Below are 15084 nucleotides of genomic sequence, written 5' to 3' on the forward strand. Positions count from 1 at the left end.
TCTCCAGAGAAACTAAGCCTGATATGCTTTATACTCAACTTATGAAAAAACTCCACGCCGCAACCTTTTTCTTTCTTTTCGTTCTGGCACTGATGATCAGTGGACTGGTTCAGGCCAGGTCTGGTTATGAAATGTGCGGGGCTAAACCAGGACTTCTCGATCGTCTCTTGAGCGATGCTGAGAAGATCAGGATTAAGTGTATTGAAGACGTTTATGCCGCCAATCAGGAAGCTATCAGAAAAGAAGTAGCAGAACTTCAGGCGACAAGCGAAAAGCTTAATGCTGAATTAAAGAAAGTGGCCATTAAAGTTGAATATAATATGGTTCATTGCTCTCCTCGCTCTGGAGAAAGCCGCGATCCTAAATTAGTAGCAAAATGTCAGGAGCTTGTGAGGGCACAAAACGGAGTGATCTCGCGCATTGATGAACTGATGGGGTGGAACGAAAGACCGAAACCAAAACCAACAGACACAACGGCGACAATAACTGCGACTCCTCCATGCCCTTCAAAACAAAAACTTGAAGAGATGAAAGTGGCGCGCATGTTTAATCGCAAACTTTTTCAAACTTATGAAAGATGTGTGAACTTAGGCACTGCTATGTATGAGTAACAAAAGCGTGAAAGCGCTCATTTCCTCGCTTCCAGATAATGGCATCGTAGATAAAATGTGAAATAAGCGGCGTAGTTAAAAGCGCCCATGCCAGAGAATCAAAAGGCTCCATCAAGTCCACAATATCTGTCTGATAATAATCAATCACTCCACCAATCGCAAAAATCACTAATAGAAACAACCAGGCATATCGCTGCATAAAATTGAGTTTATGAGTCACCCCTAATCTCTTCTCCATCAAAAAATAGTACGGAATAGCATGAGAGAAAATAAGAAGCGCATAACTTTTCATTTCATTAGTTGAAATTAAAAAAGCGTAAGCGTAGACCGCCATAAAAAAGAGCATCGATAAAAAGCCTCTGGCATTCTTTTTATAAATTAAATAAGCACCAATAAGCACGGCCCCGACGATGTAAAGGATCACCCCTGCTTTAAAAGCACTCTCGAGGGATTGCGCTGAAAAAACTTGATAAAGATCGATTGGCTTAATAATGGCTTCGCCCAATTTTCCTTCCGTCATCTGGGGCTTCATATGAAAAAGAATAAAAGGCAGCATTGTCAGGAAATAATAACCCCACTTCACCACAAAAACCGCACGTTTTTCACCAATACGATAAAGGAAAGTGACACCCAGGCCCTGTCTCATGTTGTGATAAATAGTGAAATAGAAAATGTAGTAGAAAAAATAATCTGTGAAAATAAGATGGACAAAAAAATTAAGAAAGAACGATCCCAAAAGGACAATCCAAACATATTTTTTCCTCACTTCTTCCGGATCACCCAAGACCTCAAGCAGTGTTGAGTAGACATGCCCCCCATCCAGGAAATAAATCGTCACCAGAAGAAAGGCCGTCGAGGTCATGACATCTGTCATCATCATGAAAAAGAAAACCAAAAACGTCGCCAGGAAAATCTTGGCAAAGTCCTCTAGTCTGCTTGAAAAAATCAAGTTCTTTTCCATAAGTTTTTTTATTTAACCATCTCAATCCAAAGCGGAAGGTTGTAGTAAGTCGTCACGCGAGTAATCTTGTTGTTTTTGACTTCAAAGAAGCTTCCAGCACGAATAAAGTACTTTTGGTTTCTCGCCTCTGGAAGAGAGCCGTCAGTTTTTAAATAAGTTCCATGGACCATAAACTCCGCAGAAGCATTTTTCCCGTTTTCTGAAACCATGATTGTCAGATCTTTAAGATCCTCTTTGTAACATTCATTCATGTGGTGAAGAAATGCCTCAAATTTCGCTTTTCCAACCTGAGTTTTTCCCTGGTTGATATCGTGTTCAATATTATCGTCCACCAGGGCCAGCATCGCTGCTGCGTCGCCTTTGTTGAAAACTTCAAAATAACGTGCGATTAAATCTTTCATAAAAAACCCCTTGGCCACAGTCAAAAATAGTCCTTTAACTCTATCTTTATTGTTTTATTTTTCCAAGCCTAAGCGTATAAATAGGGATATGAAAAATAAATATTTTGGCACACCGAAACTGAAGTTTCTTTACTCGTTATTACTCTTTCAAGTCGTTCTCTATACGCTTTTTAGAATAGGGTTCCTGATTTACTTCAAAGACAACATCACGCCTGGCACCACTCACTTGGTGCTTCAAAACTTATGGCTTGGGTTCCGCTTTGATGTCCGCCTGGCCATGACCCTTCTTCTGCCAGCAATGATCTTGATCAACCTCCCGCTAAACCCGGCGTTTAAAGTCCGTCTGATGAACATTCTTTACACCATTTTCTTCGGGCTTATCAGTTTCCTTTATGTCACTGACGTTGGTTACTTTGCTTACCTAAAGTCACGTTTGAATGCGACCGTGATCCAATTCTTAAAAAACCCGATCATCTCATTTGAAATGGTCCGCGAATCTTACCCATGGCCAGCACTTCTAGCGTTAATTGTAGTGATGACAGCGGTTTTTAGTTTTATCATCGTCAAGTTCATCACACCAAAACTGATGGGCTCTCCGCTTAATGGCAACAACAAGACGCGCTTTTTAGGTGGCTTCATTTTTCTGGTGCTTTTTGGATGGGGTCTTTACGGCAGTGTTCAAATGTACCCACTGAGATGGTCAGAAGCTTTTTCCACTCCAGACACCTTTACTTCTAACCTTTCGCTTAACCCAATTCTTTATGTGGCCGACACATACACGTTTAGAAACGCGGAGTATGAAAAAGATAAAGCACTTGCTTCATACGATGTCGTGGCCAAGTTTTTAGGTGTAGACCAACCCGACAGTAAAAACCTGAATTTTGTCCGTTCGTTTCCTGGTGATACAGCAAAGAGCTCTCAGCAACCAAACATCGTTGTCATCGTTATGGAGTCAATGGCCTGGTATAAAACAGGTGTGGGTGGATCGGAAGTTAACCCGACTCCTTACCTGGACCAACTGGCAAATGAGTCTATCCTCTTCTCTAATTTTTATACTCCAACTGTCGCAACTGCTCGTTCAATCTTTGCAGCGGTGACCAGTCTTCCCGATACCTCGCGAGTAAAAACAGGATCGAGAAACCCATTCATCGTTAACCAACACGCTATCATGGGAGAATTCAAAGGTTACGAAAAATACTACTTCCTTGGAGGAAGTGCTAACTGGGGAAATATCCGCGGAGTCTTCAGCTACAACATTCCTGACCTGCATATCTTCGAAGAAGGTTCATATAAAGCTCCACGCGTAGACGTATGGGGAATTTCAGATCTTAACCTGTTTAAAGAATCAGCTGCTACACTAAACAGTGAGTACACTGAAAAGAAAAAACCATTCTTTGCTTTCATTCAATCAGCAGGCTTCCACCGTCCTTACACTATCCCTGAAGACAGCGATGGGTTTGTAATTAAAACACCGAAAGATATTTCTGAAGCTCAGATTAAAGAATACGGCTTCGAGTCTTTTGAAGAATACAACGCCATGAGACTGCAAGATTACTCTCTTGGAAAATTCTTTGAGATGGCCAAAAAAGAAGACTGGTACGACAACACAATCTTCATTGTTTTCGGTGACCACGGTCTTCCACACAACAATGCGAAGAATGTTCCAGACTGGCAAAAAAGTTTAGCTAATGGATTCCACGTTCCAATGATTATCCACTCTCCAAAGCGTTTTGCTCCAGCTGTGGAAACAAAAATTGCTTCTGAAATGGATGTTATGCCAACAGTTGCCGGTCTTGCGGGAATCCCATACAAAACAAGAGGACTCGGGCGCGATCTATTCAATCCTCGTTTTGACGAATACCGTGCAGCTTTCTCATACAACTGGTACGCACCTTTCAACATCAGTTTAGTAGACAAAGATTTTTACTTTGAATACATCCCTTCAAGAGAAACCGGGAAACTGGTTAAATGGAGTGAGAATCCTTCTGATGAGAACGTAAAAGACAAATACCCAGAGAAGTACAAAGAAATGGAAACTCTGACAAAAGGGTTGTACGAATCGGCAAGATACCTGCTTCACCACAACCCTAGAATGTAATTTTATTTTTTAGACTTTGGCCCTCGCGGATCCCATTTTGGATCTGTCAGGGCCCCGGTTAAAAAGGCTTCCAGATCATCCAGTTCCGCGCTTGATAATCCCAGACCATTTCTCAAGAATCCTGCCTCAATAGAAGCAAATAATTCACTAAGATCTTTTTGCGAGTTTCTCACTTCGACTTCTACTGGAAAGAGTTTTCTTCTTTCATCAGTAATAGTGTAAGTGTTGAGGGACTTTTCAATATTGTTGTAGTGATTGAGCACTTCTCTAATTGTGCTAAAAGCTCCGTTATGAAAATAAGGTGCAGTTAAAGCAACGTTAATTAAGCTTGGCGTTTTAAAGAAGAAGGCCCTGAATCTTTCGTTGTTGATTTCCCCTCTTCCAATATCCATTTCAAACGGCTTGGCCCCGTAACTTGGAACTCCAACTGAAGCAAAAAAAGTATTGAGTCCCAGAAGATTCCCCTGATGACAGGCAATACATCTTCCTCGGTCCATGAACACCACAAAACCTCTCTTTTCTTGCTCCGTCATTGCTGAGTTATCTCCAGCAACGTAGCGGTGAAAGCCAGAAGTGTTTGATTGAAACTGGTAGCGCTCAAACGTTGCAATCGCCTCTCCAACGTGACCGATGTTCATTTTGGGCTGGCCAGGGAAAGCACGGTTAAAGAGATTGATGTATCCTGCACCGTTTGTTTCTTGAGTGATTCTTTTAATGATTAAATCCCACGCTTCAAGATTTGTTTTAGCGTCGGCAATTTCGTTCTCACCTTTTTTTCCACTCATCTCTTCATGAGAAACCAGTGGGAAAATGGCCTGAGCAGCAAGCGCACTTGTCATCGCTTTGGCAATCTCTGCGGCCTGTGGTGTGGGCCCGTTTAGCGCAGGCTCAGGAGTTGTAAAAACTTTTTTCGTTGGATGAAAATGAACTCTTCCATCCCAAAACATAAATGTGCTGAATTTATCGCCGACGTTATAAAGCCCTGGTGAATTTCTTTTTAAAACACCTTTGCCATCAACCGTCTGCGAGAGTGGAAGTCCATCACTCGTCCCTCTCATCGGGTGGTGACAAACCATACAGCTAATATTCCTATTTCCAGAAAGATTAGTGTCCATAAAGAGCATGCGTCCAAGTCTCATTTTAGATTGGAACTCGTCAGTCTGCTCTAAGGATTGTGTTTGGTAGGGAGTGATATCAAAAAGCTCCATACGGTTACGGATAAAATTATCTAAACTGCTTGCATGCACAGATACAGATGTGCAGAAGAAGCCTAGGGCCAGGCCAAGAAATGTAGGGTGTGTGAATTTCATGGGCAGATGGTATTGAAAGTCAGAAAGTTTGACCACTCAAACTTTCTGACAATTGACTTAAAAACCTTACTACTCGATTAAGTAATCGACTGACACAATGCCTTCAATCTTCACTTCACCACTCATAAACTGAGTTGGAGCAGACATACGCTTTGCAGAAACTATTTCCATGGCCGCACCACCATCCATCATCGGAATAGGGCGATTTCCCGATTGAGGACTCAGGCGATAAACACCTTTTAGTTTTACCTTCGCTGCCTTTGCCAGGTTTTCAGCTTGGGCCTCAGCCGCTCTTACAGCATCTCCCAGGAGAGCTCTCTCCTCTTCTGCACGCTTATCAATATCAAAGCCCAGAGAAACGACATTCACTCCACCAGTGTTACTTTTAGAAGCTGCATTGAGAGAATCAACAAAGGCCCCCGCCTCATCAACTTTTCTTAAAGTGATTGAGAGCCCCTGGTTCGCTGTATAACCAGTGATATTGTTCTTATTTGTTTTTGGATCGTAAACATATTCCGGATTAAGTTCATAAGTCGTCGTGCGAACATCTTCTTTTTTCACTTTGTAAGTCTCAATACTCTTCTTAAAAACATCAAAGGATTTTTGGTTATTCTCCTGAGCGTTTTTTGCTGACGCTCCCTTGCCCCACACCGTGATATTTAAACGGACGATATCCGGTTGAAATGACTTTTCCACCTGGCCACTTACCGAGATTAATCTGACGTTATCTGCCAGAAGTGTGCTTGAATAAATAAAGGCCAAAAAAAGAAAAACATTTCGCATAAAATTCTCCCTGTGATAGTCTACGCCTGAAAAATTCTCACCTAAAAAACCTTAAATTGGAAGCGATTCTTATGACGAAAAAAGTAACTGCAAAAAAGAAAATAACACCGAAAGCAAAGGCCAAAACAAAAGTAAAGCCAGTAGCTGAAGGTAGAACAGTGATTGACCCAAATGCTAAAGCATCAAGCAAAGACGGCATCTACGGTCTTCCCTTTAAAGAGCACGAAGCAAAAGTCGTCTACCTTCCCATTCCTTGGGACGTGACAACGTCATACCAAGCAGGAACATCAAAAGGTCCTGAAGCAATTTTAATGGCGAGCGAGCAAATCGATTTCTTCGACCTGGATTACATCGACGCTTACCAAGCTGGTCTTTTCATGAAAAAAGAAAGCGCAAAAATTAAGAAGCTAAACCGCGAAGGTCGCGCCCTGGCAAAAAAAATTATCGACGCTGACGATGCAGCGATGGCAAAAAACAAAACACTTCAAGCGGCCCTTAAAAAAGTAAACTCACTTTGTAACGATCTTAACAATGAAGTTTACAAAGAAACAAAAGCGCTTTTAGACAACGACCAAATTTCAGTTGTTGTTGGTGGGGATCACGCCACTCCATTTGGAGCAATCAAAGCTTACGCTGAAAAATACGAAGGCCTAGGAGTGCTTCACTTCGACGCGCACTCTGACACTCGCGACGCTTACATGGGCTTTGAAAACTCTCACGCTTCAATCATGCACAACGTGATGGAAAAAATCCCTCAAGTTGGAAAATTAGTTCAAGTTGGTATCCGCGACTTCTGCCAACAAGAATACGAATACACACAAGCAAACCCAAAAGTTGAAGTGTACTTCGACCAAAACCTAACAAGAAGAAAACTAGCTGGTGAATCTTTCGAAAAGATCGCCCGCGAGATCGTCTCTCACCTGCCAAAAAACGTTTACATCTCTTTTGATATTGACGGACTCGACCCTAGATACTGCCCACACACAGGAACCCCAGTTCCCGGGGGCCTGGACTACTCTGAGGTCGTCTTCATCATCAATGAACTTATCAGATCTAAGCGCACTCTCGTTGGATTTGACCTGGTTGAAGTGGCCCCATCACCAAAAGACAAGGCCGATGAATGGGACGCAAACGTAGGCATGCGCCTGCTTTATAAGATGACCTCTGCCGCTCTTGCGAGCCAGGGTCTAATCAAACTTAGATAATCCCTCCCCCATAATCCTTAAAATGGTTTATGGATGCCAGATACTAGGCGCCGAGTAAGTGAGGAAGGAGACGTACGACCGTACGTCGCACGCCCGAACGCCGAGGCAACGACGTAGATGGCATTCAGAAACCATTTTCACACTATAAAAATAAAAAGGGCTGTCCTTTAAGCAGCCCTTTTAAACATCCCTGAAAATTTCATGCAGTCGTCATAATTTGTGGCGTGAGCACGCGCGAACGAACTTCAGCCCAGGCGGAGACTCTTTGGCGAAAACTCCAAGAGTGGCAATCACAAAGGCAAACGTCACTGCATATTCTGTCTGATTCCTCACGACAGACTCTCTCACTAGACCTCCAGTCAACACATCAGCTATCGCAAAGAACGTCACCATTGCGATACAGGCACTCCAGAATGAGTAGCCGTTTGGTGTCTCACTGTTTTCATTTGTCATATGCATAGACTTAACTCCTATCGCTGACCTGCCTGATGGTTTGGGTGGCAGATGCGATGTGGTCATTATAGGTGTCATTGGGGAAATTCTAAAATTTTCTTGGGGGCGCCTCAGAAATCACCGAGTTAATCCAAAATAGTACGAACTTTTTATTACTTAAAATGCCCATTTTTTGAGGTTTTTTCGCCACCCAAATGATAAGGTTACATAAAACTTTACGAGGCCCAGGAATATGAAAAAAACCCTTCTTCTTATTGCCGTTCTTTTAATCACTCTGTCTTGTTCTCACTCTCCTTCTCAGTCTAAAAGCACTAGAAACATCTCGGCACACACTCCGGGCGAAGACCAATTCTGGAATGAATTATCTATGGAAGCGATTGAAGAAAAAGAATCATTCTTTGATGTCCTTGAAGAAAACCACCCTGCTCTTTATAACCAAATCATCACTGATGCCAAAGATCCATACCTTCCGATGTTTTGGGGCCAAAGTTATAACTTCGATTCGGGAGCTAAAAAAATCATCGTCGATCCAAAAATCATCGGTGAGCTTCAGGCCCGCTTTAATATTAAAAACGATAACAACATCGTTCATGCGGGAATCATCCACACTTACGGGTATCTCTTTAGCGTAATCAACACTCCATATGGCTACAAAAGAAAAAGATGGATTGCTCCCACTTTAAATTTTGCTTTTAATATGGAGGCCAACAGTCTTTCACCAGAAGCGATTGAAGGTGGAATGTTTTCCAACATCACTTTTTTTGCGGGCTCACTGGCCTTCAAAGATAAAACTCAATTGAGCCTGCTAAAAAACGTGGCCAATGAAGTCTTCACTTTTGATTATTCAAAACTAGACGTCACTCGCGTAGAAGAAATCCTGCCGGAATACACGCTGGTGACTACACTGGTGAAGCTTCCAAGAAAAAAAGCAGGAGAAGAAAACGACTACCTCCTGATCTATTCAACCATCAGTAAAAAGCTAAATAAAGAACTCCTAGTGACGGCTTTCCCTGTCAATCAGGATAGCTATAATAAGATTGTGGCAAGTGAAACTCTGGGTCCTGACCAAAAAATAACCTTGAGATACAACGCTTATTTACAGGACCTGGGAAAAGATTTAAAAGGTATTAGAAAACTGATAAAGAACTAGACGCCCTGATCATGGTTCACGTATTTTAATGACAAATTTTTTTAGTGAGGTTTCATGAAAGCACTTCTAGTGGGCTTGAGTCTAGTTCTCTCAATCGGTGCATCTGCATCTGAATTTCTTCCTGACTGTAGAAACAGAAACGGAGAAATCCTAAAAACTGACGTTAGCCAATTAAGATCAATTATGGGTAACCGTCGCGCTAATAAGCCTCAGGTTTATGTAGCGGGCATCATCAGCGAAATTAAAAGCGAAGACCATTCAGGACTTCCACACCAAAAATTCTTCATCAAAGTTGATAAAGACATTGAACTTCAAATCGTAAGCAATCTGGACTTCGGAAGAATTCCTCTAGTGGTTGGTAAAAAGATTTCTGTTTGTGGTGAATTCTTAAGAGTTGGTGACGGAATGGTTCACTGGACTCATTTCGATCCACACGGAAGCCACCCAGATGGATTCTCAATCATCGATGGACAACTTTACGGCGAACACGAAGTACCAGTTAAGTAATTACTAAACGCCAGGCCCGGCAAACTTCTTAAAGAAGACTGTCGGGCTTAGCTGCTTCGAGCTTTGGCAATCCTGCATTCTGATTCATAAGTAGAGTCGTGCTCGTTGAAACAAACTTCACATCCATTTCTTTGGCAATCTTTAGCACTTCAACAATAAATTTATGTCTCTCATCAAGCTCAACACTTCCCTCTCTCGTTTTAAAGAAAACGTTAACCAGAATGTTCACTGATTTATCAGTGATGTCATTGATGTAAATTTGCGCATTAGATGTCTCAATCAATTGGTGAATCTGACAGATGTACCTTAAGCGCTCACAGTACTCTTCCAGCTTCTCCATTGGGTTAGATAAATCCATCACCAAAAAAGTCCTGTAGCGTCTCATCCCTCTCATGCCGTAGTTATCAATCGCCATGTTCGCCAGGACGTTATTGGGAAGACTCACAAGAGACTGCAGTGGAGTCCTGATGCGCGTACTTCTAAAGCCTACTTCTTCGACTGTCCCTTCAAGACCTTTATCGAGGATAACGTAGTCTCCGATTAAAAATGGTCTATCCATAATAACTGTGACTGATCCAAAGAGATTTGAAATCGTGTCTTTTGCTGCAAGGGCAACGGCCACCCCCCCGATCCCAAGCCCGGCAAGGATGCTGCCGATATCGAAGGTTAAACTGTGGGCCACCAGAATAGTCCCGAAGGCCACAACCAAAACCTTGGCGGTTTTAGAGAGCATCGGCACCAGAACATCATCAAACTTATTAGCAGTGTCTTTAGCGATTTTTGCAAAGTGCATACTGATAATGTCGACGATCTTTACCGAAGACCAGACGGAAGAAAGCGCAATCAAGATATAAAACGCGCGCACTAAGATATCGTAAGTCTCAGTGTCGAGCTCCATTGTTTTCACTCCGGCCATACACACTAGTGAGAAGGCCAGCAGTCCAAATGAAAGAGTCGATTTGTATTGGTCTTTTTCCTTAAAATCCAGCGATTCTTTTTTCACCAGGTCGCGAATATAAAGAGTCGTCAGAAAACGCATCAGGCTAAGAGCAATAATCGCCACTACAAAAATGGCCAGGAAGCCAAGCCATTGTCCTTTGGTGAACATTAGAAGCTCTTCACTCGCCCATGCCGGCATGTGATCTTTGAGTCTCGTCTTCCAGTTTTTGTATTCCACAACTCCGGCCACAACTGGTAAGTGAGAAACTGAATTATACAGGGCCCCAATAGTGTTTACCGTCTCAGGTGTGAATCTCCATGCCCCATCAACATTTTTTTCAATCGCAATCTCTGCTTCGATCACCTGATTGTCTTCAGTGATTGATTGTTTTCTGAAGTACCATTTCGTGCCGTTGGGATCGACTGGAATGTGCGTGAAATCTATTTTAGTAATGCGATCGAGAGTATTGATAAGCTTTTCAGCGGCCTTTCTTCCCGTCTTCTCTCTTAAGTTTTCATCTACCTTTGAAAGGTTGAATGTTCTTACCGCTTGATCAAAATAAGCGCGGGACTGACCATTGCCTTTTTTAACTTCATCCATGGCCTCGACAAAAGTGCGCATGGTTTCTTGTGGGTTCTTAAGTTTTTCCAGCTCTTCATATTTTAAATAGGCCTGCGAACTTTCTTCCGGGGCCGCTTCTTTCTTGGCTGGTTTAGTTTTTTCAATGGCGTCTCTCACTACCGATGTCGGTATTTGTGCCTGGGCAGTGATAGTCAAAAGTGAGAGTAAAATAATTGATAAGTAACGCGTTAACATAGCAAGTTCCTTCGAGTTTTAAGCCTTAAAAATTTACCTTGAAGGGTCATTATGGTCAAGGAACTATGCCTGATCTTTTAAGTCATATAATCTTAATAAATCCAACACTTCATTCTTTCGTTGGGAAAGTCATATTTGGAGGAGTAAGCTTTCCTTCAATACATAATTTCTCAAGGATGAGATGAATGAAAAAAACGCTTACTGCTCTTACAGTTTCTTTTATGGCCTTCCTGTGCCTTTCAACACTACAGGCGAAAATCGTCGAAGAATCTTTTTACATCCAAAGCTCTGACCAACACATTTTTGAACTTTTAAAATCAAGACCAGAGTTAACTATCGATCACATTGAAAAAGGTGGATTTGAACTTTACGGGCCAAAAGGACTGAAAGAATTCCTGGTTACAAATAACATCCCACACTTCTCGATGAAAATCGCAGCAGGTGCACAGAAGGCGAAGGGGCAATACCCGACTCCGGAAGAAATCGAAAAAGAACTCAAAGGTGTCGTTTCAAAATATCCTGAAATCGCCCGCATGTTCTCAATCGGAAAAAGTGTTAAAAACCGCGACCTATGGGTGATTAAACTCTCAAGCAACGTAAATGTTAATGACGAGCGCCCGGAGTTTAAGTACATCGCCAACATGCACGGAGATGAAATCGTCGGTCGTGAAATGATGGTAAGACTAGTTAAAGACCTGGCCATGAATTACGGAAAAGACCCGCAAATCACCAACCTCCTTGACCGCGTTCAAATCTACATCATGCCTTCAATGAACCCGGATGGGGCCGCTGCCAGCACTCGCGGTAATGCAAAATATGTCGATCTTAACCGCGACTTCCCGGATTTCTCAACGTCAGATAACAAAGACACAACAGAAGGGAGACAACCGGAAACAAAAGCAGTGATGGACTGGCAAAAGACAAGAAACTTTGTTCTTTCTGCTAACTTCCACGGTGGGGCCGAAGTCGTAAACTACCCTTGGGATACAAAAGCGGACAAATTCCCGCAAGAAGCTTTCATTAAAGAACTATGTCTTGAATACGCAGGTCTTACTCCATACATCAGTACATCGACGGCTTTCCAAAACGGTATCACTAACGGCTATGCTTGGTATGAAGTGAACGGTGGGATGCAGGACTGGAGTATTTACTACAGAAAGGATATGCAGATCACGATTGAAGTTTCCAACAATAAATGGCCGGAATACTCTCGAGTTGATTACTACTATCAACAAAACAAAGCTGCTCTTCTAAGATTTATCGAAAGAGCTATTCCTTAATCTTCAACCATCTTATTTAATCCCAGTTTTTCCAATTCACTGACCGTGATTGGAGAGCTGGGATGAATAAGCCCTCTTAGAACAAAAGAATGATCCGGTTTTGGCGCCACTAAAATCTTTTCCTTTAATTCCTTATCAAGCTCAAACATACGTTTTAAATAAAGAGAGTTCACATAAGTGATATCGATTTTCTTATCCAAAAGATCCATCACATTTTCATGATAGTTTCTTCCCTGCTCAATTCCCTTTTTTAGAATTCGATCCTGGTCAGTCTTCATATCCGTGATCTGATAATGAAAGCCCAGAATAATTCTGACTTTCTTTTTATCTAAATTATCAAAGTAAGACTGATCGCGGTCGTACTTAAGGGCAATGGCCATCTCTTCCCCTTGTGTGAGAATCCCAGTGCGAGCGTAGTTGATCTTTCTATCTTTCCAGCCCCATGATTCATCTTCAAAGAAAATCATATCAAACTTTCTAAGTTTAAAATCTTTGTATCTTCTATTGGGACTCGTATAAACAAATTCGAAATGGTATTTTTTCTGGGTGTTATTGAGCTTGGCAATCAATTCGCGTACGACTCCTTCACTCCCTTCTTTTTCTACAAAAGGAGCAAAGTCATAACCTCCCACGCGGACAACAATGCTTTTGTCAGTCGCTTTGGCCTGTGCGTTTAATGACAGGATAATAAGCAAACTATAAAAAATGTTTTTTAATATTCCTAAAGGCATCGGACGATTATGTAAAAAATGTTCTGCTTATACAATAATGAATTTTTCAGGAATTGATTAAGATTAGTGGGGTCTAATCATTTTAGAGTACTTAAAAGTTTAGTCTTAAGCTTTTTGAGCCTGATACGCTGGTCCTTTTTCGTTGTCGTTGCAGCAAATGACAAGAGTGTGTTCATGCGCTCTAAGTTAAGCCAATCCTCTTTCGGTGGGTCACCATCTTTAAAATTCAGCGGGCAGTAATCCAGAACATTTTCGGTGGCCACATAAAGAGGAAGCCCTTGTGTGCGGCAAATAAGCGGACGCCCTTCATACACTGTACATTGGTCGTTGTATAAAAATGTACAATAGCTTTCCTGATGAGGCGTCTTCCAAAGCTCCAAGAGCCTCGTTTGTTCCTCTGGAGATTGAGAGGCAAACCAATCGCTGATTCGGTCAGCTTCAATTTCAAAAACACTTATGTCGGTCTGACAACATTTAGAACACCCCTTCTTGCACTCCATCTGTGTGGCGTGTTTCGCGTGGATTTTATCAAAAAATCCCGAGGCGTTTTCCTGTAATGTGATAACCGGGTTTGAACTCATACTTCTGGAATAATCCCTGCAGTTGCTTCCAGTAGTTTTTGATTCATGACCGACTGGATTTTTGTTTTTTCTGCGTCTCGTTTGCTGCTCAGGTATAAGTTAAGAGATGACAACACGTCAAGGTTTGTCACTAGTCCTAAACGATAATCTCTTACCGTTTCTTCATAACTTCTCTTTGCTTTATCAAGCGCTACTTCAAATTTTTTGATCTGATCGTGGTAACGGCGGAACATTTCATATCTTGTTGTCACTGCGATTTTAACGCTTTTTTGGTAGTCAGTTAGCTGGTACTCTGCTGTCTTTTTTCTCTCTAAATCTTCTCTTACAAGTGCTTGAGAAACTCCCCCTTCATAAAGTGGAATTGAAAGATTAAGGCCAACGTCCCAGTCAGAATTTCTTGAGGCACTCGAGCCACCTTCTTTAAGCGCATAGTAGTTCGATAGTAAATCGAGCTTTGGCATATAGTGAGCTTTTGAAATATTTAGTTGTCCATTTAAGCGGTCAATTTCTAATTGTCTGTTTTTTACATCTTCACGTTTTAGAGCAAGACTCAGGTATTCATCCAGAGTTTTTTCCTCTTTCACTTCATCGAAGGCCAGCTCTACTTTTTCATTTTTTGCCATCCCCGTAAGAATGTAAAACTTCGCTTCGTTTTGTTGTAAAAGCCCCTGTCCATCGGACGTCTGGGCATCAACTGAAGCGAGCTGAGCTTCGGCCTGAAGAAGCTCTCCTCTTCTTGATCTTCCGATCTGCACGCGCTTTTTAATTTCATCAGCGCGCTCCTGACTTTGTTTTTTTAGAAGGTCCAGGTTCTTTAAATCGTTCCAGCTTAAAACGTAATTATAGTAGGCCTCAACCACTTCCATATACAGGTTCACGCGGTCGATTTGTCTCTGGTTTTTAGCAATTTGAACATTTGTCTCAGAGTTCTCAATCAATTGCTTGTCTCGTCCTCCGTTATAGAGGCTCGTCGTCAGGTTCAATCCCAATGTCTTTTGGTCATCGTAATTTTCCTGCTTTAAGTAAGTTCCTCTGATCGATAAAGTCGGAAGGTAGGTCCCCTGTCCTTGTCTTTTTTCTTCAAAGCTCTGGCGAAGGCGTGACTCATTGATGTTGTCGGCCTGGTTGTTTAAAAGAGCGCTATTGAAACTCTCCCCAAGTGTGATGGCCTGGGCATTTGAAAGTGTAATGAAAGTCAGGAATGAAGCTAAAATCATTGGTCTATTAGGCATGGGTCCTCTCGGGGGTGTAAATAGT

15 protein-coding genes are annotated in these 15084 nt (G+C 42.0%); 6 read left to right on the plus strand and 9 right to left on the minus strand.

What is annotated here, in order from left to right:
- Positions 1-41: 41 nt before the first annotated feature.
- On the plus strand, positions 42-611 hold the full coding sequence (locus C0V70_RS14015; RefSeq protein ID WP_133566599.1) for a hypothetical protein: 570 nt from the start codon (positions 42-44) through the stop codon (positions 609-611).
- Here the strand turns inward: C0V70_RS14015 and C0V70_RS14020 are convergent.
- Both C0V70_RS14020 and C0V70_RS14025 read right to left on the minus strand, forming a co-directional pair.
- Entirely contained in the window at positions 598-1572 is a 975-nt protein-coding gene (locus C0V70_RS14020) for a hypothetical protein (RefSeq protein ID WP_102244490.1), read from the minus strand. The two genes, C0V70_RS14015 and C0V70_RS14020, sit on opposite strands and share 14 nt — an antisense overlap.
- A gap of 8 nt (positions 1573-1580) precedes the next feature.
- Positions 1581-1973, minus strand: a complete 393-nt coding sequence (locus C0V70_RS14025; RefSeq protein ID WP_102244491.1) for a ketosteroid isomerase-related protein — start codon at positions 1971-1973, stop codon at positions 1581-1583.
- Positions 1974-2061: 88 nt separating this feature from the next.
- On the opposite strand from C0V70_RS14025, the gene C0V70_RS14030 reads away from it, so the two are divergent.
- Positions 2062-4071 carry an LTA synthase family protein gene (locus tag C0V70_RS14030; RefSeq protein WP_102244492.1) on the plus strand — a complete coding sequence of 670 codons (2010 nt, stop codon included), beginning with the start codon at positions 2062-2064 and terminating at the stop codon, positions 4069-4071.
- Positions 4072-4073: 2 nt separating this feature from the next.
- Here C0V70_RS14030 and C0V70_RS14035 read toward each other — a convergent pair whose 3' ends face one another.
- Both C0V70_RS14035 and C0V70_RS14040 read right to left on the minus strand, forming a co-directional pair.
- Positions 4074-5381 carry a cytochrome-c peroxidase gene (locus tag C0V70_RS14035; protein WP_133566598.1) on the minus strand — a complete coding sequence of 436 codons (1308 nt, stop codon included), beginning with the start codon at positions 5379-5381 and terminating at the stop codon, positions 4074-4076.
- 69 nt (positions 5382-5450) lie between these two features.
- Positions 5451-6164: an SIMPL domain-containing protein gene (locus C0V70_RS14040; RefSeq protein WP_102244494.1), complete on the minus strand. Its 714-nt coding sequence runs from the start codon at positions 6162-6164 to the stop codon at positions 5451-5453.
- 71 nt (positions 6165-6235) lie between these two features.
- Here C0V70_RS14040 and C0V70_RS14045 point away from each other — a divergent pair, with 71 nt between their 5' ends.
- Entirely contained in the window at positions 6236-7369 is a 1134-nt protein-coding gene (locus C0V70_RS14045) for an agmatinase family protein (RefSeq protein WP_102244495.1), read from the plus strand.
- Between the two features lie 210 nt (positions 7370-7579).
- Here the strand turns inward: C0V70_RS14045 and C0V70_RS14050 are convergent, their stop codons facing one another.
- The gene (locus tag C0V70_RS14050) at positions 7580-7828 is read right to left on the minus strand and encodes a hypothetical protein (RefSeq protein WP_102244496.1); all 249 of its coding nucleotides are present in this window, start codon (positions 7826-7828) and stop codon (positions 7580-7582) included.
- Between the two features lie 226 nt (positions 7829-8054).
- Between C0V70_RS14050 and C0V70_RS14055 the strand changes: the two genes are divergently transcribed.
- Positions 8055-8972, plus strand: a complete 918-nt coding sequence (locus C0V70_RS14055) for a hypothetical protein (protein ID WP_102244497.1) — start codon at positions 8055-8057, stop codon at positions 8970-8972.
- Between the two features lie 54 nt (positions 8973-9026).
- Entirely contained in the window at positions 9027-9479 is a 453-nt protein-coding gene (locus tag C0V70_RS14060) for a DUF3465 domain-containing protein (protein WP_102244498.1), read from the plus strand.
- Between the two features lie 28 nt (positions 9480-9507).
- Here the strand turns inward: C0V70_RS14060 and C0V70_RS14065 are convergent, their stop codons facing one another.
- Positions 9508-11235 carry a mechanosensitive ion channel family protein gene (locus tag C0V70_RS14065; protein ID WP_102244499.1) on the minus strand — a complete coding sequence of 576 codons (1728 nt, stop codon included), beginning with the start codon at positions 11233-11235 and terminating at the stop codon, positions 9508-9510.
- Positions 11236-11420: 185 nt separating this feature from the next.
- Between C0V70_RS14065 and C0V70_RS14070 the strand changes: the two genes are divergently transcribed.
- Positions 11421-12515, plus strand: a complete 1095-nt coding sequence (locus tag C0V70_RS14070) for a M14 family zinc carboxypeptidase (protein ID WP_102244500.1) — start codon at positions 11421-11423, stop codon at positions 12513-12515.
- On the opposite strand, the gene C0V70_RS14075 is transcribed toward C0V70_RS14070, so the two are convergent.
- The 3 genes from C0V70_RS14075 to C0V70_RS14085 all read right to left on the minus strand — a co-directional run bounded on the left by C0V70_RS14075 (position 12512) and on the right by C0V70_RS14085 (position 15059).
- Entirely contained in the window at positions 12512-13210 is a 699-nt protein-coding gene (locus C0V70_RS14075) for a transporter substrate-binding domain-containing protein (RefSeq protein WP_102244501.1), read from the minus strand. The two genes, C0V70_RS14070 and C0V70_RS14075, sit on opposite strands and share 4 nt — an antisense overlap.
- A gap of 113 nt (positions 13211-13323) precedes the next feature.
- Positions 13324-13827: a YkgJ family cysteine cluster protein gene (locus tag C0V70_RS14080; protein WP_102244502.1), complete on the minus strand. Its 504-nt coding sequence runs from the start codon at positions 13825-13827 to the stop codon at positions 13324-13326.
- On the minus strand, positions 13824-15059 hold the full coding sequence (locus C0V70_RS14085; RefSeq protein ID WP_158649695.1) for a TolC family protein: 1236 nt from the start codon (positions 15057-15059) through the stop codon (positions 13824-13826). The genes C0V70_RS14080 and C0V70_RS14085 overlap by 4 nt, the downstream gene beginning before the upstream one ends.
- Between the last annotated feature and the right edge of the window lie 25 nt (positions 15060-15084).

The organism is Bacteriovorax stolpii (assembly GCF_002872415.1).
In the GTDB taxonomy this organism is placed as follows: domain Bacteria; phylum Bdellovibrionota; class Bacteriovoracia; order Bacteriovoracales; family Bacteriovoracaceae; genus Bacteriovorax; species Bacteriovorax stolpii.

Coding starts and splice junctions, on each gene's coding strand:
- C0V70_RS14015 (WP_133566599.1), top strand. CDS start 42: ATGAAAAAACTCCACGCCGCAACCTTTTTCTTTCTTTTCGTTCTGGCA.
- C0V70_RS14020 (WP_102244490.1), bottom strand. CDS start 1,572: ATGGAAAAGAACTTGATTTTTTCAAGCAGACTAGAGGACTTTGCCAAG.
- C0V70_RS14025 (WP_102244491.1), bottom strand. CDS start 1,973: ATGAAAGATTTAATCGCACGTTATTTTGAAGTTTTCAACAAAGGCGAC.
- C0V70_RS14030 (WP_102244492.1), top strand. CDS start 2,062: ATGAAAAATAAATATTTTGGCACACCGAAACTGAAGTTTCTTTACTCG.
- C0V70_RS14035 (WP_133566598.1), bottom strand. CDS start 5,381: ATGAAATTCACACACCCTACATTTCTTGGCCTGGCCCTAGGCTTCTTC.
- C0V70_RS14040 (WP_102244494.1), bottom strand. CDS start 6,164: ATGCGAAATGTTTTTCTTTTTTTGGCCTTTATTTATTCAAGCACACTT.
- C0V70_RS14045 (WP_102244495.1), top strand. CDS start 6,236: ATGACGAAAAAAGTAACTGCAAAAAAGAAAATAACACCGAAAGCAAAG.
- C0V70_RS14050 (WP_102244496.1), bottom strand. CDS start 7,828: ATGCATATGACAAATGAAAACAGTGAGACACCAAACGGCTACTCATTC.
- C0V70_RS14055 (WP_102244497.1), top strand. CDS start 8,055: ATGAAAAAAACCCTTCTTCTTATTGCCGTTCTTTTAATCACTCTGTCT.
- C0V70_RS14060 (WP_102244498.1), top strand. CDS start 9,027: ATGAAAGCACTTCTAGTGGGCTTGAGTCTAGTTCTCTCAATCGGTGCA.
- C0V70_RS14065 (WP_102244499.1), bottom strand. CDS start 11,235: ATGTTAACGCGTTACTTATCAATTATTTTACTCTCACTTTTGACTATC.
- C0V70_RS14070 (WP_102244500.1), top strand. CDS start 11,421: ATGAAAAAAACGCTTACTGCTCTTACAGTTTCTTTTATGGCCTTCCTG.
- C0V70_RS14080 (WP_102244502.1), bottom strand. CDS start 13,827: ATGAGTTCAAACCCGGTTATCACATTACAGGAAAACGCCTCGGGATTT.
- C0V70_RS14085 (WP_158649695.1), bottom strand. CDS start 15,059: ATGCCTAATAGACCAATGATTTTAGCTTCATTCCTGACTTTCATTACA.